Annotated in this window: 24 protein-coding genes; 20 read left to right on the forward strand and 4 right to left on the reverse strand. The window is 62.0% G+C overall.

The features are described 5' to 3' along the window. The first annotated feature begins 90 nt into the window (after positions 1 to 90). Together ACPP3B_RS12705 and ACPP3B_RS12710 are read left to right on the forward strand one after the other, a co-directional pair. Entirely contained in the window at positions 91 to 1,407 is a 1,317-nt protein-coding gene (locus tag ACPP3B_RS12705; protein WP_424859222.1) for a hypothetical protein, read from the forward strand. Further along, the gene (locus ACPP3B_RS12710; RefSeq protein ID WP_424859223.1) at positions 1,404 to 2,327 is read left to right on the forward strand and encodes a nuclease-related domain-containing protein; all 924 of its coding nucleotides are present in this window, start codon (positions 1,404 to 1,406) and stop codon (positions 2,325 to 2,327) included. Before ACPP3B_RS12705 ends, ACPP3B_RS12710 begins: the two co-directional genes overlap by 4 nt. Here the strand turns inward: ACPP3B_RS12710 and ACPP3B_RS12715 are convergent. Together ACPP3B_RS12715 and ACPP3B_RS12720 are read right to left on the reverse strand one after the other, a co-directional pair. Beyond that, positions 2,287 to 3,417: an RNA-guided endonuclease InsQ/TnpB family protein gene (locus ACPP3B_RS12715; RefSeq protein WP_424859224.1), complete on the reverse strand. Its 1,131-nt coding sequence runs from the start codon at positions 3,415 to 3,417 to the stop codon at positions 2,287 to 2,289. The genes ACPP3B_RS12710 and ACPP3B_RS12715 overlap by 41 nt on opposite strands. Before the next feature lie 184 nt (positions 3,418 to 3,601). After that, positions 3,602 to 4,027 carry a helix-turn-helix domain-containing protein gene (locus ACPP3B_RS12720; protein ID WP_424859225.1) on the reverse strand — a complete coding sequence of 142 codons (426 nt, stop codon included), beginning with the start codon at positions 4,025 to 4,027 and terminating at the stop codon, positions 3,602 to 3,604. 52 nt (positions 4,028 to 4,079) lie between these two features. On the opposite strand from ACPP3B_RS12720, the gene ACPP3B_RS12725 reads away from it, so the two are divergent. The 11 genes from ACPP3B_RS12725 to ACPP3B_RS12775 all read left to right on the forward strand — a co-directional run bounded on the left by ACPP3B_RS12725 (position 4,080) and on the right by ACPP3B_RS12775 (position 14,100). Continuing rightward, on the forward strand, positions 4,080 to 4,364 hold the full coding sequence (locus ACPP3B_RS12725) for a hypothetical protein (protein ID WP_424859226.1): 285 nt from the start codon (positions 4,080 to 4,082) through the stop codon (positions 4,362 to 4,364). Continuing rightward, positions 4,364 to 4,843: a FlhC family transcriptional regulator gene (locus ACPP3B_RS12730; RefSeq protein WP_424859227.1), complete on the forward strand. Its 480-nt coding sequence runs from the start codon at positions 4,364 to 4,366 to the stop codon at positions 4,841 to 4,843. The genes ACPP3B_RS12725 and ACPP3B_RS12730 overlap by 1 nt, the downstream gene beginning before the upstream one ends. A gap of 65 nt (positions 4,844 to 4,908) precedes the next feature. After that, entirely contained in the window at positions 4,909 to 5,346 is a 438-nt protein-coding gene (locus ACPP3B_RS12735; protein WP_424859228.1) for a S26 family signal peptidase, read from the forward strand. A 2-nt stretch (positions 5,347 to 5,348) separates the two neighbouring features. After that, a complete protein-coding gene (gene mobH / locus ACPP3B_RS12740) occupies positions 5,349 to 7,625 on the forward strand; it encodes a MobH family relaxase (RefSeq protein WP_424859229.1) in 2,277 nt (758 codons plus the stop codon). A gap of 71 nt (positions 7,626 to 7,696) precedes the next feature. Beyond that, entirely contained in the window at positions 7,697 to 8,323 is a 627-nt protein-coding gene (traW, locus tag ACPP3B_RS12745) for a type-F conjugative transfer system protein TraW (protein WP_424859230.1), read from the forward strand. Next, positions 8,307 to 9,365: a conjugal transfer pilus assembly protein TraU gene (traU, locus tag ACPP3B_RS12750; RefSeq protein WP_424859231.1), complete on the forward strand. Its 1,059-nt coding sequence runs from the start codon at positions 8,307 to 8,309 to the stop codon at positions 9,363 to 9,365. Before traW ends, traU begins: the two co-directional genes overlap by 17 nt. After that, positions 9,362 to 10,075 (forward strand): type-F conjugative transfer system pilin assembly protein TrbC, encoded by a 714-nt coding sequence (gene trbC / locus ACPP3B_RS12755; protein ID WP_424859232.1) that lies wholly within the window; start codon positions 9,362 to 9,364, stop codon positions 10,073 to 10,075. Before traU ends, trbC begins: the two co-directional genes overlap by 4 nt. Next, positions 10,075 to 11,316: a hypothetical protein gene (locus tag ACPP3B_RS12760; RefSeq protein ID WP_424859233.1), complete on the forward strand. Its 1,242-nt coding sequence runs from the start codon at positions 10,075 to 10,077 to the stop codon at positions 11,314 to 11,316. Before trbC ends, ACPP3B_RS12760 begins: the two co-directional genes overlap by 1 nt. Then, on the forward strand, positions 11,316 to 12,929 hold the full coding sequence (locus tag ACPP3B_RS12765; protein ID WP_144327713.1) for a conjugal transfer protein TraN: 1,614 nt from the start codon (positions 11,316 to 11,318) through the stop codon (positions 12,927 to 12,929). Before ACPP3B_RS12760 ends, ACPP3B_RS12765 begins: the two co-directional genes overlap by 1 nt. A gap of 32 nt (positions 12,930 to 12,961) precedes the next feature. Next, positions 12,962 to 13,684, forward strand: coding sequence for a hypothetical protein (locus ACPP3B_RS12770; protein WP_424859234.1), 723 nt, complete (start codon positions 12,962 to 12,964; stop codon positions 13,682 to 13,684). Further along, on the forward strand, positions 13,684 to 14,100 hold the full coding sequence (locus tag ACPP3B_RS12775) for a hypothetical protein (RefSeq protein ID WP_424859235.1): 417 nt from the start codon (positions 13,684 to 13,686) through the stop codon (positions 14,098 to 14,100). Before ACPP3B_RS12770 ends, ACPP3B_RS12775 begins: the two co-directional genes overlap by 1 nt. Here ACPP3B_RS12775 and ACPP3B_RS12780 read toward each other — a convergent pair. Then, positions 14,089 to 15,189 (reverse strand): tyrosine-type recombinase/integrase, encoded by a 1,101-nt coding sequence (locus ACPP3B_RS12780; RefSeq protein ID WP_409786276.1) that lies wholly within the window; start codon positions 15,187 to 15,189, stop codon positions 14,089 to 14,091. The two genes, ACPP3B_RS12775 and ACPP3B_RS12780, sit on opposite strands and share 12 nt — an antisense overlap. Positions 15,190 to 15,270: 81 nt before the next feature. On the opposite strand from ACPP3B_RS12780, the gene dusA reads away from it, so the two are divergent. Continuing rightward, positions 15,271 to 16,317, forward strand: coding sequence for a tRNA dihydrouridine(20/20a) synthase DusA (gene dusA / locus ACPP3B_RS12785; protein ID WP_299019796.1), 1,047 nt, complete (start codon positions 15,271 to 15,273; stop codon positions 16,315 to 16,317). Here dusA and ACPP3B_RS12790 read toward each other — a convergent pair whose 3' ends face one another. Then, positions 16,318 to 16,965, reverse strand: coding sequence for a GntR family transcriptional regulator (locus tag ACPP3B_RS12790; protein WP_299019798.1), 648 nt, complete (start codon positions 16,963 to 16,965; stop codon positions 16,318 to 16,320). Positions 16,966 to 17,138: 173 nt separating this feature from the next. Here ACPP3B_RS12790 and scpA point away from each other — a divergent pair, with 173 nt between their 5' ends. From scpA to ACPP3B_RS12820, 6 genes are read left to right on the forward strand one after another with little or no spacing between them, the layout of a single operon-like run. Next, a complete protein-coding gene (gene scpA / locus ACPP3B_RS12795) occupies positions 17,139 to 19,289 on the forward strand; it encodes a methylmalonyl-CoA mutase (RefSeq protein ID WP_424859236.1) in 2,151 nt (716 codons plus the stop codon). After that, entirely contained in the window at positions 19,286 to 20,347 is a 1,062-nt protein-coding gene (gene meaB, locus ACPP3B_RS12800) for a methylmalonyl Co-A mutase-associated GTPase MeaB (protein ID WP_424859237.1), read from the forward strand. Before scpA ends, meaB begins: the two co-directional genes overlap by 4 nt. After that, a complete protein-coding gene (locus ACPP3B_RS12805; RefSeq protein WP_424859238.1) occupies positions 20,341 to 21,129 on the forward strand; it encodes a hypothetical protein in 789 nt (262 codons plus the stop codon). The genes meaB and ACPP3B_RS12805 overlap by 7 nt, the downstream gene beginning before the upstream one ends. A 9-nt stretch (positions 21,130 to 21,138) precedes the next feature. Next, positions 21,139 to 22,671 (forward strand): acyl-CoA carboxylase subunit beta, encoded by a 1,533-nt coding sequence (locus ACPP3B_RS12810; protein ID WP_299019164.1) that lies wholly within the window; start codon positions 21,139 to 21,141, stop codon positions 22,669 to 22,671. A 19-nt stretch (positions 22,672 to 22,690) separates the two neighbouring features. Then, entirely contained in the window at positions 22,691 to 24,742 is a 2,052-nt protein-coding gene (locus tag ACPP3B_RS12815; RefSeq protein WP_424859239.1) for an acetyl-CoA carboxylase biotin carboxylase subunit, read from the forward strand. Next, the gene (locus ACPP3B_RS12820; protein WP_424859240.1) at positions 24,739 to 25,203 is read left to right on the forward strand and encodes a VOC family protein; all 465 of its coding nucleotides are present in this window, start codon (positions 24,739 to 24,741) and stop codon (positions 25,201 to 25,203) included. The genes ACPP3B_RS12815 and ACPP3B_RS12820 overlap by 4 nt, the downstream gene beginning before the upstream one ends. Position 25,204: the final 1 nt, after the last annotated feature.

A 25,204-nucleotide genomic window follows, 5' to 3' on the forward strand; every position in this document is an offset into this window, starting at 1 on the left:
GGCATTCGACCACGGCAGGAAAAGCGCAAGAACAAACGGGCCAGCAAGCCCGAGAGTAGTAGATCGGATAGCTTATCTCGGGAGAGTGTCGTGAAAAGAACCGTTGTTTTGTCCACGATAGTCGGTCTCATCGCCGCAAACCCAGCACACGCTTTCGGCGTTGGCGACCTGATTGGAATCGGCCTGCGTGCGGGCGCCGAGCTTGCGGGGGCCGCCGTCAGTAAGGCGGTCGATAGCGTAAAGGAATCGATGCGCGATCCAGAGGCGGAGGCCAAGGCAAAGGCAGAACAGGAGCGCAAACTGGCCGAGGCATTTCAAAAGCAAGTAGAGCAAATCGAGGCCGAGCGCAACTTGCGCCCCATCGACCGGGAACGCCTGATTCTCAAGCTGCGTCGCCAGCAGCAGTGGGCGCAGCAGGTGCAAGCGATGGCGGAGGCCGCAGAGGCTCGACAGAAAGCCGAGCGGGACAAGATTTTTACCACCAGCGGCTTTCTTGGTGTCGTGGCCGATGCCGCGATGAGCAGCCCGAGTGCCGTGGTCGCCCAAGCCAAGCTGATGACGGAAAACCCCCTCTGGCGCGCGCAGCAGCGCTTGAACAACGAGATCATCTTCGCCCAGGCCAACGCCCAGGTTGAGGCAGGCATCCCGCAGGCCAAGGCAAAGGCAGTCTTGGCGCAAGCAGACATGTTGCAGCAAACGGGCGCTCAGAAAGCGGCGACCCAGGCGGTGGTCGAGGCTGCCAAGGAAATGGCGCAAGCCGGCACCGACATCAACGAGGCTGCGGTGGCGATCGAGTCTGCGTCCGATGCCGCAGATGTCGCCAGACCTCGTTTGGAGAGATCAACCGTCACCAGCGAGTCAACCGCAGCCGCTGTGCAGGCTGAGCCAAACGCCTTCACCCCCGACCTTGGGCGTCGTATCTTCATCGAGTTCGTCGGTTCCTCTGAGGAAACGAGCAAACTTCGGCAGCGGCTAGCAGCCAACGGACACCGTGTCGTCGAAACGAAAGAAGACGCCGACGTGGTGTACATCGTGGAGGGCGAGTTTTCGATTCCTGAGACCAAAAACCACGAAGGCATGACCCTGGCGTTTGGCAACCTTCTCCAGTCGCCAGACAGGGCGATCGAGCCGCCCGCCAAGAAAATCACCGGCACCCTCTCGCAGGGATTGAGCCGCTTTCTTCTTGGCGCGGCGGCTGCTCAGGGGCAACCGGCGCCTGCGGGCGCGGTTCAAAAGAGCGGTGGCTATCAGCAAGAAGCGCTACTCGTGATTGCGCGACAACCCAAAGATGGCAAGGAAACACGTCACTCGGTGTTCAAAAGCGCCAATAGCGAGTCCATCATGGCGGCCACACTTGCGCAAGAGTTGGTCGGCGAGCTTTACGTCGCGCTGGGGATCGAGCAGTGAACGCTGCGATGGATAGCGAAAGCGCGGCTACGACGGAAGTCGTTGGTCGAGGCATGCGCAGGATCGTACTGTCCGATTATCCGGGCCAGTTGGCGCACAAACTACGACATGCGCGTATCGCGCAGTACGAACAACAGGTGGCCGCGCAGGCTGCCATGGCGAACGCATTCGATCAGCGGCGACGAGAGTACATAGGTGGACTCAAGCAAGCCTTGCTGCGGTTGCAATTGCTTCAGGCTTGGCAGCAGTGGAGGCGGGTCGCCAGGCTGGAAAAATCGCTGCGCGAGATTCGGGACTACAAACCTGCTCCCCTTCAAACCAGCGTTGAAGAGATGCAGGCCCAGGCAGGCAGCGAAGCCGAGTGCCGAGTCGATGCGTTTTTGGCGTCAGCGCTGGGTGAGCGCTGGACACTGATCGCCGGTTATCGTGGGCCTGGTGGGGAAATCGACCGCATCCTTATCGGCCCGTATGGAATCTACGCCATCGAGATCAAAGGCAACCGAGGCGTGATCGAGTCCGACGGACGAAACTGGTGGGCCAAGCGCTATGGGCGTCGTGGCGACTTGCTAGAAATCAAGACGCTGCCGCGCGCCCCAGACATGCAGCTTCTCAAGGCCGCCACGCCGCTGCAACGCTGGCTGGATAAAAACGGCATCGAGCAAAGGATCACGACGGTGGTGCTCTTTGCTGCCGACGATACGCGCATCGGGCGCATGGACGGTTCGTGCGCCGATGTCGTCACGACACTTGACACGCTCGACCTCGGGCTGTTGTTTGATCCCGAGTCGGATCAAGAAAGGCTGACGGCATCGCTGCGTGAGCGTATCGTGAGGCTGGCCGTCAACTACCCCCGACTGAAGTCGGGGGCTTGTCCCTGTACTACGCAACCAGAAGGTCCTGATGCGGTTCCGAGACTTTAGGCGTATTGACAGACGCCCTGGCGAGGCAACGGATGTTCCTCGCCGCGTTCACGTCTGCGTGGTCGGCGTGCCCACAGGCCACGCAGCGAAACTCCGTTTGCGATGGGCGGTTGGCTTTGGATACATGCCCGCAAACCGCGCACGTCTGGCTGGTATAGGCAGGGTTGATGTAGACGACCTCAACGCCTGCCAGCCTGGCTTTGTATTCGACAAATGCACGAAGTTGCGCAAAAGCCCACCCACCCATCTTCGCCCGCTGCGCCTTGCGAAACCGTGTCCGGTTGCGGATGCCCTTGAGTTTCTCCAGGGCAAGCCCGCGACCGGTGCCTTTGGCCTTAGCAACGAGCGATTTGGCTATGCGATGATTCTCGTTGGCGCGAAATCTCCTTTCCTTCCCGCTCAAGCGCTTGAGCTTGCGCCGGATGTTCTTCGGACGCATGCCTCGCCGCTTTTTGGCAGAAGCAGCCCTCTGGAGACTGGCGCGCAGTGTGTACTGCCTACTCCTGACGGCTTCGACCGCATCGCCGCTGTAGTGCTGCCCGTCGCTGTCGGTGGCGATATTGGCCACTCCGAGATCGACGCCGATGAAGTCGGTCGTTGGCGGCTTGGTGCCGTCTGGCAGATCGACGGTCACAAGCAGGAACCACTTGCCATCCTTGCGCAGGACGAGATCACATTGCCCCTTGGCGGCGGTAAACCGTTCTTGCTGATACTTGCCCATGACCATGGGCACGAGAATGCGACCCGAGAGCGTCAAAAGCGACACGCGGTCAATGCCCTTGAAGCTCATCAACCGCTGGTCATAGGGGACAGCGGCAAGCGGACGAAACTGCGGTCGCTTGGACTTGTCCCGCTTGTAGGCTTCGCAGACTTGCGCAATGCAGCGCACCGCCATCTGGGCCGACAGTCCGAATCTCTCGCGCAACTCAGCGTAGCAAAGCTTTTGCAGCAGGATTTTGTTGGCGGTCTTTCTTGCAAACGCCTCGCCGGCCAACCAGTTGGCTGCTTCGTTGAAGGCGCGCATGGTCGCCTCGAGCAAAGCGGCTTGCTCCGAGGTAGGCAGAAGTTGCGTCTGCAAGGTCAGCTTCATACATGCAATTATAGGCGGATTGGTTCAATATGCCAACCCATGGGGGCCGCGCTTCCTCCCCCGACTGAAGTCGGGGGCTTCCGCGCTGGTAATGCTGTGAAGGACCATCACCACTGGCAGTCCAAGCGCCAACGGCGACGGCATGCAGTACCACTTGCAAGCGCGACGCAAGCGCGGGACGGCATCAGCCGAACCGCTGGTTGAGCTCCTGCACGATCCGTTCGAGACGCGCCATGCGGATAGCGTCGCGGGCGCGGGCGATGGCGTCATCGAGTACGACGCTGCGCCTTTCCTCGTCCAGGGAGGCGACGACCTCCTTGAGTGCTTCCAGCTTCCCTTTCCACTCAACGTCGCCGGACTCCGAGGGCTGAGCACGCATCTCGCCCCGTCCCAGGACCAGCCAGTCGAGACTCACGCCCGTGGTGCCGAACGCGGCCAGTGCTTCACTGCCGGGCAAGTTGATGGACAGCTCATACTTGCGCAGCGTTCCGATGTTCATCTTTAGCAAATCGGCGAACTGCTGCTGGTTGAGCCCCAAGTGATCGCGCCACACCTTGAGACGCTCCCCGAGCGATCGGGGTAAGGGAGTGCATTTTTGGTCGCTTTTCACTTGTAAGATTCCGCAAACGGTATATAATGGCGCAGACCGCCGGAGATGCGCCATGGAAGACAGTGTTTCGATCACTCGATCTTTTTTGATTATGGCAAGAGAAGCTGCGCGCGCAGGAAAAGATTGCGCGCAGATCGCCACCGGTCTATCGCCTCGGGCGCTGGAGCGTATAGCGGCGATGACCCTCGACGAGATCGAGGAACTGGCGCGGTCGATGGGAGGCGTCAGCCTCATCACACTGCGCCTGGACGACGCCGCGCTCGATCGTCTCGCGTCGTTGCCACCCAGCGCCCGCGGCGCATACGCAGTGTCGGTGCTGGCGGGGGAGGTGGCCTGATGGTGGCATTGGCAGAGCTCTCCAACCTCGATCTGGCTCACCGCTTGGTGCGCGCAGGCATGCGGCTGTCCGTCATCACCCACATGACAGGTGTTGGCGTGCGCACGCTGAGGGCGTGGTGGAAAGAAATCCATGGCACGCGACCTAGCAACGGGAAGCTACCGGATTCGGTATTGGCCTTTATCGAAAGTCGTGGCGACGCGGCAACACTCGCGGCATTTGCTTGCTTTTATCGCGCGGTGTATGGGGCGGCAGTCAAGGGTGACCACCTGCTCGATGCCTGTGAGCGGTTTCGCTGGATATGCGGCCCCATCGACATCAACGCCGCCTACTACGCAGTGCGCGATGTGCGCGCGGGCATCATGCGCCTCGTGCGATGCCCGCAGTGTGGCGCAAGATACCTGTACGACGAGCACCGTCGGCGCCACGGTGACCGCTGCGCCTTCTGCGGCGCTCGCCCCAAGGGAGAGCCCGCATGACAAGCGTTGCGGATCGCGTCTATGTCCACCTGAGCAAGCGGGCGCCACTGTACGCCTGGCTACTGGTGGCCATCATCGTCCTTGGCCGGAACTTCTACCTCAGCATCAACGTGTCCCACTCGATACCTGGGACGTTGTTCCTCGTCCACAAGGGGGCCATGCCTCAATTGGGCGATATGGCGGCGTTTCGCCATACTGGCGGCGGGGGGTACGTGGCAGGGTCGCTGTTTTTGAAGCGCATCGCGGGCGTGCCCGGCTCGATGGTGACCGCCAAGGACTCAGGGGCGGGTTTTCGAGACTACTTCGTCGATGGTCGGTTCGTCGGGCGCGCCAAGCCTGTATCACGCAGCGGCGAACCCTTGAAGCCCGGCCCAGAAGGGGTGATCCCACCAGAGCACTACTACATGGCAGCGGATCACCCCGACAGCTTCGACTCGCGCTACGATGCAATCGGTTGGGTGGCGCAGGACCAAATCGTGGGCAAGGCGTACCGCCTGTTCTGAGTATGCTGCTGTCCTGGCTCAAGAAGAAGAACCGGGCACCGGTGCAGCGCACGGTGGAGCCGATCTACCACTGGTCGGCTGATGACATCCCGCGCTACCCGCCCTTCATGAAGGGGCTGCCCGCAGTGCCCCCGGATCGCATCTTGGAGACGCAACAGGAACTGATAGAGCGCATCGCTAATACCTCTGTCTTGCCGCCGGAGGATTTTCGGCGCCTGTTCCTGCCTGTTATCGAGCGCTTCGCGTCATTCGTACACCTGCTGCCCGCATCGCAGGCCCACCATCATCGAGGGGCAGGGGGGCTGTTTCGGCACTCGTTGGAAGTCGCGTACTGGGCGTTGCAGGCGGCGGACAAAGTGCTCTTGGACATCACGGGCACGCCGTCGCAGCGGCGCGAACGGGAACCTCGCTGGCAGTTCGCGGTGTTTGTGGCGGCGCTGTGCCACGACGCGGGCAAGCCTGTGACGGATGTGATCGTCACCAATAGCGACCGATCGCAGACGTGGAAGCCGATACGGGAGGACCTCTACACCTGGGCCGCGCGCACGGCTACCGACGCGTACTTCCTGGAATGGCGAGACGGGCGGGCAAGACAACACACAGCGCTCTCCAGCATGATCGCTGACCGCATCATCGGTGTTCAGGCCCTGGAGTGGATTGGCGAGACAGGCACCGACCTCATCGTCTGGCTGATGGAGTCACTCACCTGCAACCCAAGTGCCGCCAACCGGCTTCACGATCTGGTGGTCAAGGCCGACCAGACCAGTGTCGAGCGCGACCTTCGCACGTTGGGAGTGGCGATGGCAGGCTATGACATCGGCGTGCCTGTCGAGAGGCATCTGACCGATGTCATGCGGCGCTTCGTGCGAGAGGGCGTGTGGCTGGTCAACGAGCCAGGTGCGCGGCTTTGGAACATCGGCGGCCACGTCTATCTGGTGTGGCCCGCTGGGGGTGAAGACCTTGCCAGACAGGTTCGCGAAGATGGCATACCCGGCATACCACGGACACCCGACGGGATACTGGACATGCTCGTCGAGCGCCAAATTGCGTTCCTGAGAGAGGGTGCTGCGCCTGAAGATCGGCTCTGGAAAATCGCTCCTGCCTGCCTTGCCGCCAAAATACCGGACATCAAGCTCTACGCCATCAGGCTGCGCGATGACGCGATGGTGTCGTCTGTGCCCATCCCGCCGATCGAGGGCAGGATCATCGACGACACCGCGCAGACCGACAGTGTGGAGCATCCGCCCACGGCTGATGAAGAAGCGCCCGCTGCGCAGCAGGCTGACGAGACGGGCGGCCCGGCGGATGAGCGGGCATTCGCAGAGACGCAAAAGCCCGCAGCGCATCCGCAGCGCCCCAGCGCTACAGTGCCAGCGCGGGGGAAACAGAAAGCAAAAAGCGGCGTCAAGCTGCCATCGTCATCGCCCCGGCTGCGCGAGGGCCAATCTCATGGTGGTCAGGCGGACGACATCTCCCTCGATGGTCCGGCGGGCGAGGCCCTCAAGGCGCTCCTGCAAGACCTGGCTGCGGGAGCGAAGTCATGGGGACGAGACGCGCTGCTCGACGAGCAGGGCCGCTTGTTGCTGCGCTGGCCGGACGCATTCGCGGGTTACGGGTTGACGCCCAAGGCGATACTGGACGAACTCACAGCCAACGAGTGGCTGTGGATCGACCCGTTGGCGCCGCTGAAGAAGGTGCAAGAGGCCACCTTCGGAGCGGAGTCGGTCAAGTGCATAGCCCTGACGCCAACGATCAGCAGAGCACTGACCGCAAGCAGGCCCGCGCAGGCGCAGCGACCAGGCGATGAAGAGCAGGCAGCCAAACCCGGCCCCAGGCCCGCTTCGGCAGACGCCGCCGTGAGCGCACAAGGCGCATCGAAGCCGGAATTGACCCAGCATCTGGCAGTGGCGCACGAGGCGGCAACGCCGACCGCGACCAATCTTGCCTCCATCGCCAACCACGCGGAGCAGCCCCCGGCTGAGGCCACAGCCGCGCGGCGAGCCCCGCAAAGCCCGACCACCGGCTCGCCAGCAAAAAAGAGTGCCGATGACCGACGGACAGAAGAAGAAGTGTCACTTGAAGACTTGATTGCCGTGATCGTTACCGATCTGCAAGCCCAGGTGCAGGCGGATGGCAGCATCCAGACCACAAGGCATCTTGTGATGGATGCCTGCAAGCGCCGTGGGTTGCGCATTACACATCGCCGCCTTACGGATTTGATCAAGGAATCGCAGGGGCGGATTGGTATGGACGGCCTGACCCTTCGAGTGCGCCCTTGATCCGAAAAGCGACCGGAAATGTCTCGATTTGACTGTGGATTTATGGTGTCGGTTGTGCCAATATCGGGCGCATGCACGCACGATCCACGATTGTCGCCGCAACCCTCTGGGCTACACTCGGGGGCTCCCTCTTCGCCCAAGACCTGGGCGTCATTGGCCCGACCTACGACATCGCCGAGCGCGACCTGATCGAGGCCATCCAAAGCCGTCTGCGGCAGATGCAGGCGACGGGTGAACTGGCCCGCCACGAAGAAGAGTATCGGCGCCGCGTGATCGAGGGCATCGAAAAGCCCCGACCGGTTTCCGGTATCAAGCCAACGGAGACCGCTCGCACGTTCTACATCGATCCCACCTACACGCTGGATCGGCACATCCAAGACGAACACGGGCGCATTCTGTTCCCCGCCGGGACCAAGGTCAATCCATTCGATTACGACCGCATGTCCAAGGTGTTGCTTTTCTTCGATGGGTCGAAGAAAAATCAGGTCGAATTCGCCAAGCGGTACATGGCGCAATCGAAAATGCCCGTCAAGCCTATTTTGGTTGGTGGCGAGCCGCTCAAACTGATGCGGGAATGGAAGCGCGAAGTTTTTTACGACCAGGGTGGGGCACTATCACAGCGCTTTTTGATCAAGCAGACCCCAGCCGTGGTCAGTCAGGAAGGCAAGAGGATTCGCGTCGATGAAGTTCGTCCATAAGGCATTGACAACGCTCAGCGTCGTTCTGGCGTGTATCACGGCACAGGCGGCGACTTGCAAGGGCAAGTTCGCCAATCCGATCACGGATATTTGCTGGTCGTGCATCTTCCCCATCCGCATTGGCGGGGCGACCCTTATTTCGTCGGGGCAAGAGGACACACAAAATCCCGGCGGCAATCCACTTTGTTACTGCAAAAACCCGCCGAAGATCGGAATGAAAGTCAGCTTTTGGGAGCCAGTACGCCGGGTTGATGTTTCGCGCGAGCCGTTTTGCATGGTCAGTCTCGGCGGCATAAAGCTAAATCCTGGCTTTGACGCGCCGGAGGCGAAGCAGGAAAGGCGCGACGGCGGTGATCAGTCGTCTTTTTACCAGGTGCATTGGTATGTCGATCCGATCATGTACTACATTCAAGTCGTGCTCGATAGCGGCTGCCTGGAAAACACCGGGTTCGATCTCGCGTACCTGACGGAGCTCGACCCGATGTGGAAGGACGATGAACTCACGCGCATCTTGAATCCCGATGTCTATCTGTTTGCCAATCTCCCTGCACGCGCTGCCTGTGCAGCCGATTGTGTGGCGGCGTCGGCGGGATTTCCAAATAACCTATTCTATTGGTGCGCAGGCTGCCAGGGGTCGATGTACCCTCTCAATGGTAACGTCGGGGCGCACGTGGGTGGCGTGCAGGCATCGTCCTTATTGTTGCAGCGCATCATCGGGAAAATGCACCGCGAGGGCCTGATGTGGGGCGCGCACGGCAATGACGGGCTATGTGGATACTATCCCATCCCCATCATGGACAAGACTGCCTATAAATATCACATGCTGTACCCCATACCCCAAACCAGCAAGACCCCTGGTCCCCCTGGAACAGGAAAAACCCTGGTGAGTCGCTGTTGTCAGCCGCTGGGCCGCACAACCGCGCTTTGGGGTTCGGGGCGCGAATTTCCCTACAAAGGGGAGGATTTCGCCTACCAAATCTTCCGCAAGCGCAACTGCTGCCAAGGGGCGTTGAGCATCGCTGATGGAGTGCCCCCGCGATGAGAGCAATCGTTTCGCCATCGTTGCTTGCGCTCGTGGTTGGTGCGCTGTGCCACCATGCCGCTGCCCAGTCATCGAGCGCGGCGCCGGTACCGACCACCGAAGCCGTCATGCGTGCCCAGCAAGCCGCCCGAGAGGCGATGAGTCGCTTGCCTGGGGCCGCAGCAGCGCAGGAAGCCTATGGGGGCGCGCTGCCCAAAATCGACGCCATTCCTCAGCCGCCGGTGGCTGCGCCTGACCTCGCATCTATCGCGCAAAAGTACCAGCACTTGAGCAAGCCGCAAGCCCCGACGTCGGCGCAGCCCGATCTTTTGGTGCTCGTCTCCCTGTCCATGCCGAAGCAGGCGCTGGAGCGCATCATCGAGCAAGCCGAACGCGCCGGTGCGACGTTGGTGTTTCGGGGCCTCAAGGATGGCTCGATGAACCGCATGGGCGAAGAGCTTCAAAAACTCATCGGTCAGCGCAACGTATCCGCCGCCATCCACCCGCCAGCGTTTCAGCAGTTCAGCGTAACCCGTGTACCGGCGGTGGTGATTGCCGGGGCGGAAGCAGGGGAGGTGCTCGAAAACGGCTGCGCGCGACCGGAGACCTTTGTCAAGGTGACGGGCGATGTCACTCTTGACTACGCCTTGGACTACATCGAGCGCAAAAGCCCCGCCTGGGCAGCGTGGGCCAAGCACTATCGCAGCAAGATCGTTGGGGGAATTCGCTGATGCGAGTCATCGTCGCAGTGTTGTCTGGGCTAATGGTCGGAATCGCCGCAGCAAGTACCGATCAAGCATTTCAGGCTGGCAAGACACTCGGAGCAGGATCGAGGCAGCAAGCGGCATCGCAAATCAGCGCGGGCAGCGCCACGGGCAAGGTGCCATCGTATGGAGCAAGCGCGCCTGAAACCAATTACTTCCAAGGCGGACGAGGCGAGCTGTCGGGTCACGGAATCACCAAGATGCAGACCTGCGCGACGGCCACGCCGGATTCCGATCCCATCAAGCGCCAGGAATGCGAAGCCGTCAACTTTCTAGCTCGCAACCCCAACACCCGCCCGCAGTTCGACCTGAGCAACAACCCGATGTTCGCTAGAGCGAAGAACATCCGCAACAACGCGGAAAACATCTTCGCCTCACTCGGCATGGGCGGCACGGGCAGCACCACGCAATGTGTGCCGCGCACCATCACGACCCCCGCCCAATACAGCACGGACACATGTTCGTCGATCCGCGAGGTTGGGGAACAGCAATGCACGATGGGGCGGGTCATCAAGATTGATGCTGACTCAAACTTCCAATGCGATCAGACCATCAACGCATACGAAACGCTGAAGTGCAGAAGGACTTATGAAGTCAGTTGTACCGGCGGCGGTACAGGATGCGCTCCATCCGGCATAAATACTGGAACAGCGACGATCAGCGGTTTTGGACGAATTTTGCTCCATCAAGCTGGAAATAACTATTGGTACCTCTCTGCTGGCACGATAGCGCCGGACGGATCATGGATAAACAACTACATGTTCAGTGGCACATTCCTTCAAATCTTTCAGTCGGATATATATTTTGATATAACGAACAAGGACAATATTGCGACGTTTTTTCTGGATCAGATTTTATATGACGACAACATCGCGGTTTGGTTGAATGGCAACCTCATTTATCACAGCACCGGCGGAAATGACTTCAATTACTGCACTGTTACGGAAGATGGCATTACCTATCAACATATAACTGACGGGCGAACATGCAGCAGTAGTTTTTTTGAAGGCGGGTCCAATATTTACTCTTACGGAGGGGCGGAACTGAAACATCTGCTGGTAAATGGGACAAATCATGTCCGACTAAAGCTGGTTGTAGGAAAGAACGGCGACGGAATCGTCCGATTCAAAACATTGGCATACTGCCCCTTGAATTGCAGCGCGATTCTGCGAAATGGCTGTGCAGGTCTTGAGGCGAGGGCACGATAATGTTTCGCTTGCTAGGCTTGGTGTTCGTGTTGATCGTTTCATGGGGCAGCGCCATTGCTGGCGACTGCAAGCGCACCGGTTCTGTGTGCGTAGATTCTACTCCGTGCAAGACGATTTCTGGCGCACAGGTTTGTTTGTCGCAATTGAATATCTCGTGTTGGGAATACGAGGATACTTACACCTGCCTCAAGCCCAACGCAATCAACTACTGCCAACCCTTGATCAATGCTGGTTGCTGGCAGACAAATTCAACATGTGCCCAGTGGGACAGCATCCTGGGCTCAGGCTGCATGAAATATACGCAGACCTATCGTTGTAGCGATCCGTCGCAACCAACGCCGCCAAACACGATCCGTCTCGATGATACCTATACGCTCATATCGAGCAATTACGATCCAGGCCCATGCCAGTCGCTCGACACGAATACCAACTGTCAAATCGCGGAGAGCAGATGTGTATCGACCACTCCGCCGTTTCCCCTGCCACCAGGCATCAGTCCATCGCAGGTCGCTCCCGATGGCTGCTATCAGAAGCAGAACACCTATGCGTGCCTGACCGGTCGCGTAGATTCGTCTGACTGCGATAGCTACTCGACCAATCCAAGCTGCACCCTGCAATCGACGCAGCCCTGTGCCCCTGAAGACGTGGTTGCGGGCAAGTGCATCGATGAGAAAAAAACATATCGATGCGTGTCGCGGCCCGAGCAAAGCACGACCGTGACCGATTGCTCGGGCCAGGCGTTCTGCAGGGACGGCCAATGCTTTGATACTGGCTACGAGAATGACGACGATTTCGCCAAGGCAATCACCGCGATGGAAGCAGCCAGGCAGGCCGGGACATACATGGACCCCAATTCGCTGGAGATTTTCAAGGGCTTCGACTCACGATGCAAGGTCAAGCTATTTGGACTGGTCAACTGCTGCAAGAAAAAAAGCGGTGGCGCCGGCATGAGTAACGCATCGATGGCGCTTGGGGCTGCGGTGCAGGGAGCCAAGTTTTTTGGGTCGCCGTATGTGTACGATGCAATGTTCGCGTCTGACATACCGTTTCTCGTCAATCGCGCCATTGATGCGTGGAGCGCGACCGCGTGGACATCGACCGCCAGCTTTTATGGGGTGACGTTCTCCTATTCGGCGACGGCGGGGTTGCAATTTGTTAGCTTTGATCCGGTGTCCTTCGCTATCCAGGTCGGGCTCATGATCCTGCAAGACATCTTGAGTTGCGATCAAAGCGAGCAAATTCTTGCGCTGAGGCGCGGGCAAAACCTGTGCGTCGAGATTGGTGATTATTGTTCGAAGCGTTTGCCAATCGTGAAAACCTGTATCGAGAAAACGAAATCGTATTGCTGCTACAACAGCCGACTTGCTCGGATCATCAACGTTCAAGGTCGTGCTCAGATCGGTAAGTCGTGGGGCAACCCAAGGAATCCAGATTGTTCTGGATTCACGCCCGCCGAGTTCGAGCGGCTGGACTTCTCACAAATGGACCTGTCAGAGTTCATGGCCGAGGTGATGGCAAACGTGAAGATGCCGGATGTGGGCGCAATGGGGCAGGGCGTACAATCAGAGGTGCAGCGTCGAGTCCAAAACTACTATCAGCGGGGAAGCCAGTAATGCCAAGGATCGGTGCCCTTCTTTGTTTGGTCGTGGCCGCATCCGGTGCTGCGCATGCACAGGGAGAGAACGACACGTCCACGGCCTACAAAGGGCCTCCCGTCACCATGCTGCGAGACGGGGGCCTCGGGGCCATCGACCTGGCAGGAAAGCGCGCCTACGTCGAGTTCCAAAACAGCCCCAGGCTCTCGACACTTCTCGCGCGCCGTGCACAGTCGCTCGGCGCGGTTGTCGTGACGACCGGCAGTGAAGCAGACGTTTGGATAGAGGCGAAAGGCGAGTTCAAGGCCGCACGCGAGTATGGAAACCGGCGCGCGCAGGCCGATGTCGGCGAGGTATTCGAGAAGGCGGGGGCCGTGCAGACGACAGGGCTGCGTCAAGACGTGATGTTTTCTCATGGAGGGGCAGCGCTCGATGCGGCGCAAGCCACAGTTGCGGCGAACCTTCTGAGCGCCGTTGCAGATGCGAGCGGTTTTCGTGGGTGGTTCAACAACCTGGTCGCGGGCGATCCTGATGGATTCTGCTTCCGGGGCTGCGAATACAAGCAGACAGCCGCCATCACGCTGTCGGTGCGGCAGGCCAGCGGAGCGCCCTTGGGATCGCTATCAGTGGCGGCCTCGACATCGGACAGGAAGCTGTTGCCGCTGCCACTCGTCGAGGCGGCGCTGGCGGAGGCGCTCGGCGAGCTGGATCGCGCAAACGCCTCGCCGCCTTCTGCAGCAAGTGGACGGGAGCCCAATGGAGTAGAGAAATAATGGTCAACGCTTATCGCGTGATCGCATGCGCTGCGGCGCTCGCATGCGTCGCAACTCTGGCAAAGGCCGCCCAGTACGACAGCCCCAAAGCCCTGCTCATGCAGGCCATCGATGCGCCCGACGGCAAGGCCAGCGGAGAAATCGTGGGGCCGGTGGCGGAGCGGTTCCGACAGGCGACCGGCTCCAGCGCGCCCGTCCTGGCCGAAGTCAGCACCATCAAGAGCTTCCAGCAGGAGGGGTGCAAGCGGCTTCAGCTCCGGTTGCGTCAGGGAGACGTGACCGACAAGGAAGGCAGGCGAGGGGAGATCGCATTCACCTACGACTTCAACCTGTGTCGGGACGGCACGCCGCCGACCGAGGGGATGGACTTGGGGCGGGTGAGCGAGGTGTTGCGTTCGCGTGATCTAGCTCGGTAGGCCTTTGCCTTGCTGGTCAATGAGGGATGTTCGCAACGGATTCCAGCGCCAATCCGCATACTTGTCCCCGGACTGCCGGATGTGGGTATAGCGCTTGAGGCTGGCCCACGTTCTGTGTCCGCTGACACATGCGACTTGAGGAATCGTCCATCCAAGCTCGAACAGGCGACTCACCCCTTCGTGTCGCAAGTCGTGAAAGTGAAGGTCTTCGATCCCAAGCAAGGCACAAGTGCGGGTAAAACTGGTGCTGATGCTGTCGCTGTTGAAGGGAAAAATGCGGCCCGAGCGGGTAGGCTGCTTTTCGATGAGGGCCATGGCTTCGGGTGTGAGCGTGCAGCGCACGTCGTTTCCGATCTTCTCGCCGGGGTTTTTCATGTCGCGGACCACGACTTCCAAGTTGACCCGATCCAGGTCCTCCCACGTGATGCGGGTAATCTCGTCGAGGCGGCGCGTGCTGAAAATCGCAAAGCGGATGATGTCGGTCATCGGGATCGCATCGGATCGCTTGGCTTGCATCACGGTGTAGTGATCCATCAGCCGGTCTAGTTCTTCGAGGGTGGGACGCCTGTTGCGGGTACGGGCGTTGGAGATGAGACCGATCCGCTTGGCGACGGTGCGCGCATCATCAATCGCCTGCTTATCGAGAGGATAGCCCCACGCGGGCCGCGCCACGGAAAACACCGCCGCGAGGTGGCTGAGGTAGTTGGCTACCGTCTGCGGCTGAACGCGAAGGTTTTGGGCGAACGATACGATGTGCGGACTCTGAAGTTCCGAGCACCGTATGGCCCCAAGCTCCGACGCTTGGATCGTGCGCAGCACCTGCACCTTGGTCTTGCCGTAGTGACGGCGGGACTCCCCGAGATACCGATCGATGACCTCGGCCAGGGTAGGGTCGGATGCCTTCAGCTTGTCGAGCGCACCCGGTGTGGCCAACTCCGACTCGCGGCGCTTCAACCACAGCATGGCGGCGGGGCGTCGGTCAAAGGTCTGGCTTTCTGAGTGAACCACCTGGCCGTCGCGCTTGATCCGTATCTGCGCCGTGTAGCCGACCGTGCCGTCCTTGCGCTTCCGTGCTGTAATCGTACCCATCGGGGGTGCTTGGTGCTACAAAAAAAGCTGTAGCACGGATTGTAGCACTCTACAACACAAAACAAGCCGAAAATAGCCGAAATGAACGTAAACGAGACTGTGCAAAAATCGACGCAAGCCGTTGAAAAGTCTGTAACATCTTGTTCTGATTCAAGGTGGCGCCTGTCGGTCGCGCCGATGATGCAGTGGACGGATCGCCACTGCCGTTGGTTTCACCGACAGCTCACGCGGCACACGCGCCTGTACACCGAGATGGTGACCACTGGCGCGCTGCTGCATGGTGATGTTGCGCGGCACTTGGGGTTCGATGAGATCGAGCACCCGGTGGCACTGCAGCTGGGGGGCAACGATCCCCGCGAGTTGGCGTTGGCGGCCCGGATGGGGGAGGTGTGGGGCTACGACGAGATCAACCTCAACTGCGGCTGTCCCAGCCCGCGCGTGCAGCGCGGCGCGTTTGGCGCCTGCCTGATGGAGCACCCGCGCCTGGTGGCCGACGCGGTGCGCGCCATGCGCGACGCGGTGCGCGTGCCCGTCACGGTCAAGCACCGCATCGGCATCGACCGCGTCGAGGACTATGGTTTCGTGCGCGACTTCGTTGGCACCGTGGCCGAGGCAGGTTGTCAGGTATTCATCGTGCACGCGCGCAACGCCTGGCTCGATGGCTTGAGTCCCGCTGAGAACCGCACGGTGCCGCCACTGCGTTATGGGGTGGTGCACCGGCTGAAAGCGGATTTTCCCCATCTCACCATCGTCGTCAACGGGGGGATCACGACGGACGCCCAAATCGCGGAGCAACTGGCGCTGCTCGATGGGGTGATGGTCGGGCGCGAGGCCTACCACCACCCTTGGTGGCTGGCGTCGTGGGATGCCACCTACTTCGGCATTTCGGCGCCCGGCATCGACCGCGATGAGGTCGAGGCGCGCATGGTGGACTACATGGCGCGGGTCGGCCCCCAGTTGCCCGGCGGCTGGTACGCGATTGCCCGCCACATGCTGGGGTTGCGCCATGGGCAGCCGGGTGCGCGACGCTGGCGGCAGGTGTGGAGCGATCACCGTCTCAAACACTTGTCACCGCACGAGGTGGCGCGCCGTGCCCAGGCGGCACTGCGCGGCGCCGTCGTCGCTTGATCAGACCGCAGCCTGCAAGCCGTTGGCAAAGTGCACCCGCACCGCTTGTGCTGCCGCGCTCGCATCGCGCCGGCGCAGCGCATCCAGGATCGCACGGTGCTCGGCCAGCGACTCGGCGATGCGCCCTTGCTTGAACAGCGAGCCGTGGCGGTTGAGTTTCATGACTTTGCGCAAGTCGTTGACGAGCTGCTTGCGCCAGCGGTTTTGCCCCAGGTCCAGCACGCGCATGTGAAACGCTTCGTTGAGCTCGAAGAAGCGCTCGCGCGAACCGCGCTCGGGGTCGGCCGCCGCTTCCAGCTCGGCGTGTAGGCGCTCGAGCTCTTCTAGATCGGCGTCGGTGGCGCGCCAACAGGCGGCTTCGGCGGCGTCGGCCTCCAGTAATGCCAGCAGCTCATAGACCTCGCGCAGGTCCTGCTGCGACACCTCGGTGACGTAGGCGCCGCGGCGCACTTTCATCGTCACCAGCCCTTCGGCGGCCAATACCTTGATCGCCTCGCGCAGCGGGGTACGGCTGATGCCCAGCTCCTCGGCGATCTTGAGCTCGTCGATCCAGGCGCCGGGGGGCAGTTGCCGGCTGAAGATGCGCTGCCGCAGCAACTCAGCCACTTCTTCATACAACGCGCGGGACAGCAGGGGAACGGCGGTCATGGCCGCGATCATACGGCATCAAAGATTCTGCATCAATAATTATGAATGCGCTACACTTCGGCTTTGCCGATGTTTGTGCCACCATGGCGGCCTGATTCGTGCCGCTGACGGCAAGGCGTTCTGCCCTTGCCCGTCATCGATGAGCCGCCGATCCGTCGTCACACGGGGAACCCATGTCCAAGTCCGAATTTCGCACCGCCACCCTGGCCGACTGGGAGGCCGCCGCCCGCCAATCGATCAAGGGTGCCCCGCTCGAGCAGCTCAACTGGGTCACGCCAGAGGGCATCACGGTCAAGCCGCTCTACACCGCGGCGGATATTCGGGATTTGCCCTACACCGACACGCTGCCCGGCTTCGAGCCTTTCATCCGCGGACCCCAGGCGACGATGTATGCCGTGCGGCCGTGGACGATCCGCCAGTACGCCGGCTTTTCGACGGCGGAAGAGTCCAATGCCTTTTACAAAAAGGCGCTGGCCGCCGGGGGCCAGGGGGTCAGCGTGGCCTTCGACTTGGCCACGCACCGAGGGTACGACTCGGACAACCCGCGTGTCGTGGGCGATGTCGGCAAGGCCGGGGTGGCCATCGATAGCGTGGAGGACATGAAAATCCTGTTCGATGGCATCCCGTTGGACAAGGTGAGTGTGAGCATGACCATGAACGGCGCGGTGCTGCCGGTGCTGGCGGGCTACATCGTCGCAGCCGAAGAGCAGGGCGTGCGTCAGGACCAACTGAGCGGCACCATCCAGAACGACATTCTCAAGGAGTTCATGGTCCGCAACACCTACATCTACCCGCCCGAGCCGTCGATGCGCATCATCGGCGACATCATCGAGTACACGGCGCGGCACATGCCCAAGTTCAACTCGATCAGCATCTCGGGCTATCACATGCAGGAGGCGGGTGCCAACCAGGCGCTGGAGCTGGCCTTCACGCTGGCGGACGGCAAGGAGTATGTCAAGACCGCGCTGGCCAAGGGGCTGGACGTCGACGACTTTGCCGGGCGGTTGTCGTTTTTCTGGGCGATCGGGATGAACTTCTACCTCGAGATCGCCAAGATGCGCGCCGCGCGGCTGCTGTGGTGCCGGATCATGAAGGGCTTTGGCGCCAAGAAACCCAAGAGCCTGATGCTGCGCACGCACTGCCAGACCTCGGGCTGGAGCCTGACCGAGCAGGACCCCTACAACAACATCGTGCGCACCACCATCGAGGCGATGGCGGCCGTCTTCGGTGGTACGCAGAGCCTGCACACCAATTCGTTCGATGAGGCGATCGCGCTGCCCACGGAGTTTTCGGCGCGCATCGCGCGCAACACGCAACTCATCTTGCAGGAGGAGACGCACATCACCAACGTCATCGACCCCTGGGGCGGCAGCTACATGATGGAGGCGCTGACGCAGCAGATGGCCGACAAGGCGTGGGCGCTGATCGAAGAGATCGACGCCATGGGAGGCATGACGCGCGCGGTGCAGAGTGGCTGGGCCAAGCTCAAGATCGAAGCCAGTGCCGCCGAAAAGCAAGCCCGCATCGACTCGGGCAAGGACGTCATCGTCGGTGTCAACAAATACCGGCTGGCCAAAGAGGATCCGGTGGAGATCCTCGAGGTGGACAACCTCAAGGTGCGCGAGGCGCAGATCGCCCGCTTGCAGCACATCCGTGCCACGCGTGACAACGCGGCCGTGCAGCGCGCGCTCGACGCGTTGACGGCGTGCGCGCAAAGTGGGCAAGGCAACCTGCTGGCCTTGACGATCGACGCGGTACGCCTGCGTGCCACCGTGGGTGAGGTATCCGATGCGCTGGAGAAGGTCTTTGGGCGCCACCGCGCCGACACACAAAAGGTGACCGGGGTGTACGCTGCCGCTTACGATTCCGCCGAGGGCTGGGAAAAGCTCAAACAGGAAATCGCTGCCTTTGCCGAGCAGTACGGGCGCCGCCCGCGCGTCATGATCGCCAAGCTGGGCCAAGACGGGCACGACCGTGGCGCCAAAGTGGTGGCCACCGCTTACGCCGACCTCGGTTTCGACGTCGATATCGGGCCGCTGTTCCAGACGCCCGAGGAGTGCGCGCGCCAGGCCATCGAAAACGACGTGCACGCGGTGGGGATCTCGACCCTGGCCGCTGGACACAAGACGCTGGTGCCCGCCATCATCGAGGCGCTGCGCCAGCAAGGGGCCGACGACATCATCGTCTTCGTCGGTGGCGTGATTCCGCGGCAGGATTACGAGTTTCTGTATGAGGCGGGGGTCAAGGGCATTTATGGCCCCGGCACGCCCATTCCGGCCAGTGCCAAAGACGTGCTGGAAAAAATCAAGGAAGCGCTGGCGTGAGCGACGCGGCGTGCGCAGCGCCAGCCCAGGTCTGGCTGCAGGGTATCCTGCATGGCGATGGTGCCACGCAGCGGCGTGCCGTTGCCAAGGCGATCACGTTGTTGGAGTCGACCCGCCCCGACCATCGGCGCGAGGCCGACGCGCTGCTCAACGCGCTGCTGCCGCACGCCGGGCGCGCTTTTCGCTTAGGGATCAGCGGCGTGCCCGGGGTGGGCAAGAGCACCTTCATCGAGGCGCTGGGCCTGCACCTGATCGGCCTGGGGCACCGGGTGGCGGTGCTGGCGGTGGACCCAAGCAGCAGCGTCTCGGGCGGCTCCATCCTTGGTGACAAAACGCGCATGGAGCGGCTCTCGACGCACGAGCGCGCCTACATCCGTCCCAGCCCGAGTGGTGGCAACCTCGGCGGTGTCGCCGCCAAGACGCGCGAAGCGATGCTGGTGTGCGAGGCGGCCGGCTACGACGTCGTGATCGTCGAGACGGTAGGCGTGGGGCAGAGCGAAACCGCCGTGGCCGGCATGACCGATATGTTTTGCGTGTTGCAGCTGCCTAACGCCGGTGACGACCTGCAGGCGATCAAAAAGGGCATCATGGAGCTGGCCGATTTGGTCGTGATCAACAAGGCCGACCTCGACGCCGATGCCGCGACCCGCGCCCAGGCGCAGATCACGTCGGCGCTGCGCCTGCTTGGCCTGCACGGCCGACCCGACACCGCGCACCACGACGAGGCGCTGTGGCATCCGCGCGTCATCCAGCTCAGTGCCCTGTCGGGGCAGGGTGTGGCCGAGTTTTGGCGACTCGTCAGCGAATTCCGGCACCTGCAGCAGGCCAACGGCCGATGGCAGGTGCGCCGCCAGCAGCAGGCCAAAGCGTGGATGTGGGAGCGCATCGACAGTGGTCTGCGAGAGGCTTTTGCCCAACACCCGGCCGTCCAGGACCGCCTGCCTGCGCTCACCGCCGAGGTGTTGGCCGGACGCGTGGTGGCGTCGGTGGCGGCGCGGCAGTTGTTGCAGGCGTTTGCGATACCGTGCGTGACAGATACCGGAGCGCGTGCATGCTGAGCGTGGAATCGGTGCAGCGCATCGAAATGTCACCCGGTTGGCGGCGCCATCGCGTCGAGATCCTCGACGTGGCCGAGGGGCGGGTCGTGGTCAAGGGGCAGCGCCCACCGCGGTCGGCGGCACGCTTTTGGCTGATGTCCTCGCTGGCGCGTGTTGTGCGCCACCCGCTACTGCGCCCCGTACCGGCGCCGGGCGGTGCCGCTGCGCAAGCGACCGAGCTGCGGCGACTGCAGGCGCTGGCCCGCAGCGGGGTGCCCGTGCCTGCGGTGCTGCATCAAGCACCAGACTTCATCGTGTTGTCGCATGTGGACGGTGTGCCGTTGAGCGCCCTGTTGACCGACACGCCGGAGGTGGCGCTGCCGGCGTTTGAACGTGGCCTGCGCGGCCTGGCGCAGGTTCATGCTGCGGGTCAGTACCTGAGCCAGGCGTTCGCGCGCAACATGTTGCTGTCCGATCCAGGGGTGGTCTATCTGGATTTCGAGGACGATCCGCTGGAGGTCATGTCACTGGCGGATGCCCAGGCCCGGGATTGGCTGGCCTACCTCTTGTCGGCGCTGTGGTGTGTGAACGTGCCACGCGCACAGGTGCTTCAGGCGTGGTCCGAGGTGCAGGCCAGCATCTCGGTGGAGGTGCGCCAACGTATCGGCGGCGCCATCGAACGCTTGGCTTGGTTGCGCCACTTGCCCAATCGCCGCGATCCCTGGGGGCGCAACATCATCAGTCTGCAGGCGCTGGCCGATTTTTTGACGGATTGGCACAGCTCGCACTCCGTTTCATCCTAGGAGCTCATCATGCAAGAGATTCTCGAACAGCTCGAGCGCAAGCGCGCCGCTGCCCGCCAAGGCGGCGGGCAAAAGCGCATCGACGCCCAACACGCCAAGGGCAAGCTCACCGCGCGCGAGCGCATCGAAGTGTTGCTCGACGAGGGTACCTTTGAAGAGTGGGACATGTTCGTCGAGCACCGCTGCACCGATTTCGGCATGGCGGACCAGAAGATTCCGGGTGATGGTGTCGTGACCGGCTACGGCATGATCAACGGGCGGTTGGTGTTCGTCTTCAGCCAGGACTTCACCGTCTTCGGCGGTGCGCTGTCGGAGGCGCATGCCGAGAAGATCTGCAAGATCATGGACCAGGCGATGAAGGTCGGCGCGCCGGTGATCGGTCTCAACGACTCGGGCGGCGCGCGCATCCAGGAGGGTGTGGCGTCGCTGGGGGGCTACGCCGAGGTGTTCCAGCGCAACGTGCTGGCCTCGGGCGTGATTCCACAGATCAGCGTCATCATGGGCCCGTGCGCGGGGGGCGCGGTGTACTCGCCGGCCATGACCGACTTCATCTTCATGGTCAAAGACACGTCGTACATGTTCGTCACCGGCCCCGAAGTGGTCAAGACCGTTACACACGAGGAGGTCACCGCCGAGGAGTTGGGCGGCGCTGGCACGCACACCACGCGCAGTGGCGTGGCCGACCGCGCCTTCGACAACGACGTCGAGGCGCTGTTGATGGTGCGGCGTCTGTTCAACTACCTGCCGCTGTCCAACCGCGAGAAAGCACCCCTGCGCCCCAGTGGCGACCCCGTCGATCGCGCCGAGCTCAGTCTGGACACGCTGGTGCCCGATAACCCCAACAAACCCTACGACATGAAGGAGCTGATCCTCAAGACGGTCGACGACGGCGACTTTTTCGAGATCCAGCCCGACTACGCCAAGAACATCATCGTGGGCTTTGCGCGCATGGATGGGCAGACCGTGGGCATCGTGGCCAACCAGCCGTTGGTGCTGGCAGGCTGTCTGGATATCAAAAGCAGCATCAAGGCGGCGCGCTTCGTGCGCTTTTGCGATGCGTTTCACATCCCGGTCATCACCTTCGTGGACGTGCCGGGCTTCATGCCGGGCACTGCGCAGGAGTACGGCGGCATCATCAAGCATGGGGCCAAGTTGCTCTACGCCTATGCCGAGGCGACCGTACCCAAGATCACCGTCATCACCCGCAAGGCCTACGGTGGTGCCTACGACGTGATGGCCTCCAAGCACCTGCGCGGTGACGTCAATCTGGCCTGGCCGAATGCCGAGATCGCCGTCATGGGCGCCAAGGGCGCGGTGGAAATCATCTTCCGCGAAGACAAGAAGGATCCGGCCAAGCTGGCCGAGCGTGAGGCGGAGTACAAGCGGCGCTTTGCCAACCCCTTCGTCGCCGCCGAGCGCGGCTACATCGACGACGTCATCCTGCCGCACGAGACGCGCAAGCGTATCTGCCGCTCGCTCGTCATGCTCAAGGACAAGAAGCTCGACAACCCGTGGCGCAAGCACGGCAACATTCCGCTGTGAGGCAAGGGGAGCGCACACCATGTTCAAAAAAATCCTGATTGCCAACCGCGGCGAGATCGCCTGCCGCGTCATCGCTACCGCGCGTAAGATGGGCATCGCCACCGTCGCGGTGTACTCCGAGGCGGATCGTGAAGCCCGCCATGTCCGTCTGGCCGACGAGGCCGTGCTGCTCGGGCCTGCGCCCAGCCGCGAGAGCTACTTGGTCGCCGACAAAATCATTGCCGCGGCCAAGGCCACGGGAGCCGAGGCCATTCACCCTGGCTACGGTTTCCTGTCCGAAAACGAGGAGTTCGCCCGCCGCGTCGAGGAAGAAGGGCTGGTCTTCATCGGCCCGAAGCACCACTCCATCGCCGCCATGGGCGACAAAATCGCCTCCAAAAAACTGGCCAAGGAAGCGGGTGTCAACACCATCCCGGGCTGGAACGACCCGATCGAGACGCCCGAGCAGGCGGTCGAGATCGCGCGTGGCATCGGCTATCCGGTCATGATCAAGGCCAGTGCCGGCGGTGGCGGCAAGGGGCTGCGCGTGGCCTACAACGACAAGGAAGCGTTCGAGGGCTTTACCTCCTGCCGCAACGAGGCGCGCAACAGCTTCGGTGACGACCGCGTCTTCATCGAGAAGTTCGTCGAGGAGCCGCGCCACATCGAAATCCAGGTGCTCGGCGACGCGCACGGCAACGTGCTCTACCTCAACGAGCGCGAATGCTCGATCCAGCGCCGCCACCAAAAGGTGATCGAGGAGGCGCCGTCGCCCTTCATCAGCGATGCCACGCGCCGTGCCATGGGTGAACAGGCCGTGGCGCTGGCCCGGGCCGTGCAGTACCAGAGCGCGGGCACGGTGGAGTTCGTGGTCGGCAAGGACCAGAACTTCTACTTCCTGGAGATGAACACCCGTCTGCAGGTCGAGCACCCGGTCACCGAGTGCATTACCGGGCTGGATCTGGTCGAGTGGATGATTCGCATCGCGGCCGGTGAGCGCCTGCCGATGACGCAAGCCGACGTCAAGCGCGAGGGTTGGGCGATCGAATGCCGCATCAATGCCGAGGATCCGTTTCGCAACTTCTTGCCCTCCACGGGTCGGCTCGTGCACTTCAAGCCCCCGGTCGAGACGATGTGGCAAGCCGACACCGAGCATCGCTGGGGCGTGCGCGTGGACACCGGCGTGTTCGAGGGCGGCGAAATCCCGATGTACTACGACTCGATGATCGCCAAGCTCATCGTGCACGGCAAAGACCGGGCGGAGGCGATCGACAAGATGCGCGACGCGCTCAACGCCTTCGTCATTCGCGGCATCAGCAGCAACATTCCGTTCCAGGCGGCGTTGCTGGCCCACCCCGACTTTATCGCGGGGCGCTTCCACACGGGTTTCATCGCCCAGCACTATGGCGGCGGCTTTCGCGCCGAGGACGTGCCGCACGAGGACGAAGACTTCCTGATCGCGCTGGCGGCCTTCGTGCGCCGCAAATCGCGCGAGCGCGCGGCCGCCATCAGCGGGCAGCTACCGGGATTTGGCGTGAAAGTCGGCAAGGACTACACCGTCATCCGCTTGGCCGCTGATGGCCAGCATCGCTACGTGCCCGTGCACGTCGATGAGTTCGTGGGGGAAAGTGGTCAGGCCACGGTGCTCGTTGGGCACAAGCGCTATCAGATTCGCTCGCCCTCGCGCCTGAGCGACATCGTGATCACCGGCGAGGTCAACGGACGGCCCTTCACCGCGCAGATCGAGCGCGGTAGCGCCAAAAACCCGCTGGCGCTGGTGGTGCAGCACAACGGCACCCGCATGGAGTGTCTGGTCGTCTCCCCGCGTATGGCCGAGTTGTACCGCTTGATGCCCTATAAGGCGCCGCCGGACATGAGCCGCTACGTGCTGTCGCCCATGCCAGGGTTGCTGGTCGATATCTGTGTGCAGCCTGGTCAGAAAGTGCAGGCGGGCGAGCGCGTCGCCGTCATCGAAGCGATGAAGATGGAAAACGTGCTGTTTGCCAGTGCCGACGGCGTGGTGGCCAAGGTGCTGGCCAGCAAGGGCGAAAGCCTGGTGGTAGATCAACCCATCGTGGAGTTCGAGAAATGAGCCAGCGCCCATTCAAGGTACTGGGCATCCAGCAGATTGCCATCGGCGGCCTGGACAAGGCGCGGCTGCGGCGCCTGTGGGTCGATCTCTTCGGCCTGGAAGTCACCGGCACCTTCGTCAGCGAGCGAGAGAACGTCGACGAAGACATTTGCGCCCTCGGCTCAGGCCCCTTCAAGGTCGAAGTCGACTTGATGCAGCCACTGGACCCCGACAAAAAACCCGCCGTGCACACCACGCCGCTTAACCATGTGGGCCTGTGGGTGGACGACCTGCCCCGGGCGGTGGAGTGGCTGAGCGCGCAGGGCGTGCGCTTTGCGCCGGGCGGCATCCGCAAGGGGGCGGCGGGTTACGACATTGCCTTCCTGCACCCGAAATCGAACGACGAGTTCCCGATCGCGGGAGAGGGGGTGCTGATCGAGCTGGTGCAGGCACCGCCCGAAGTGATCCAGGCGCTGGGCTGAC

This window comes from Tepidimonas sp. HKU77 (assembly GCF_049728535.1).
Lineage (GTDB): Bacteria > Pseudomonadota > Gammaproteobacteria > Burkholderiales > Burkholderiaceae_C > Tepidimonas.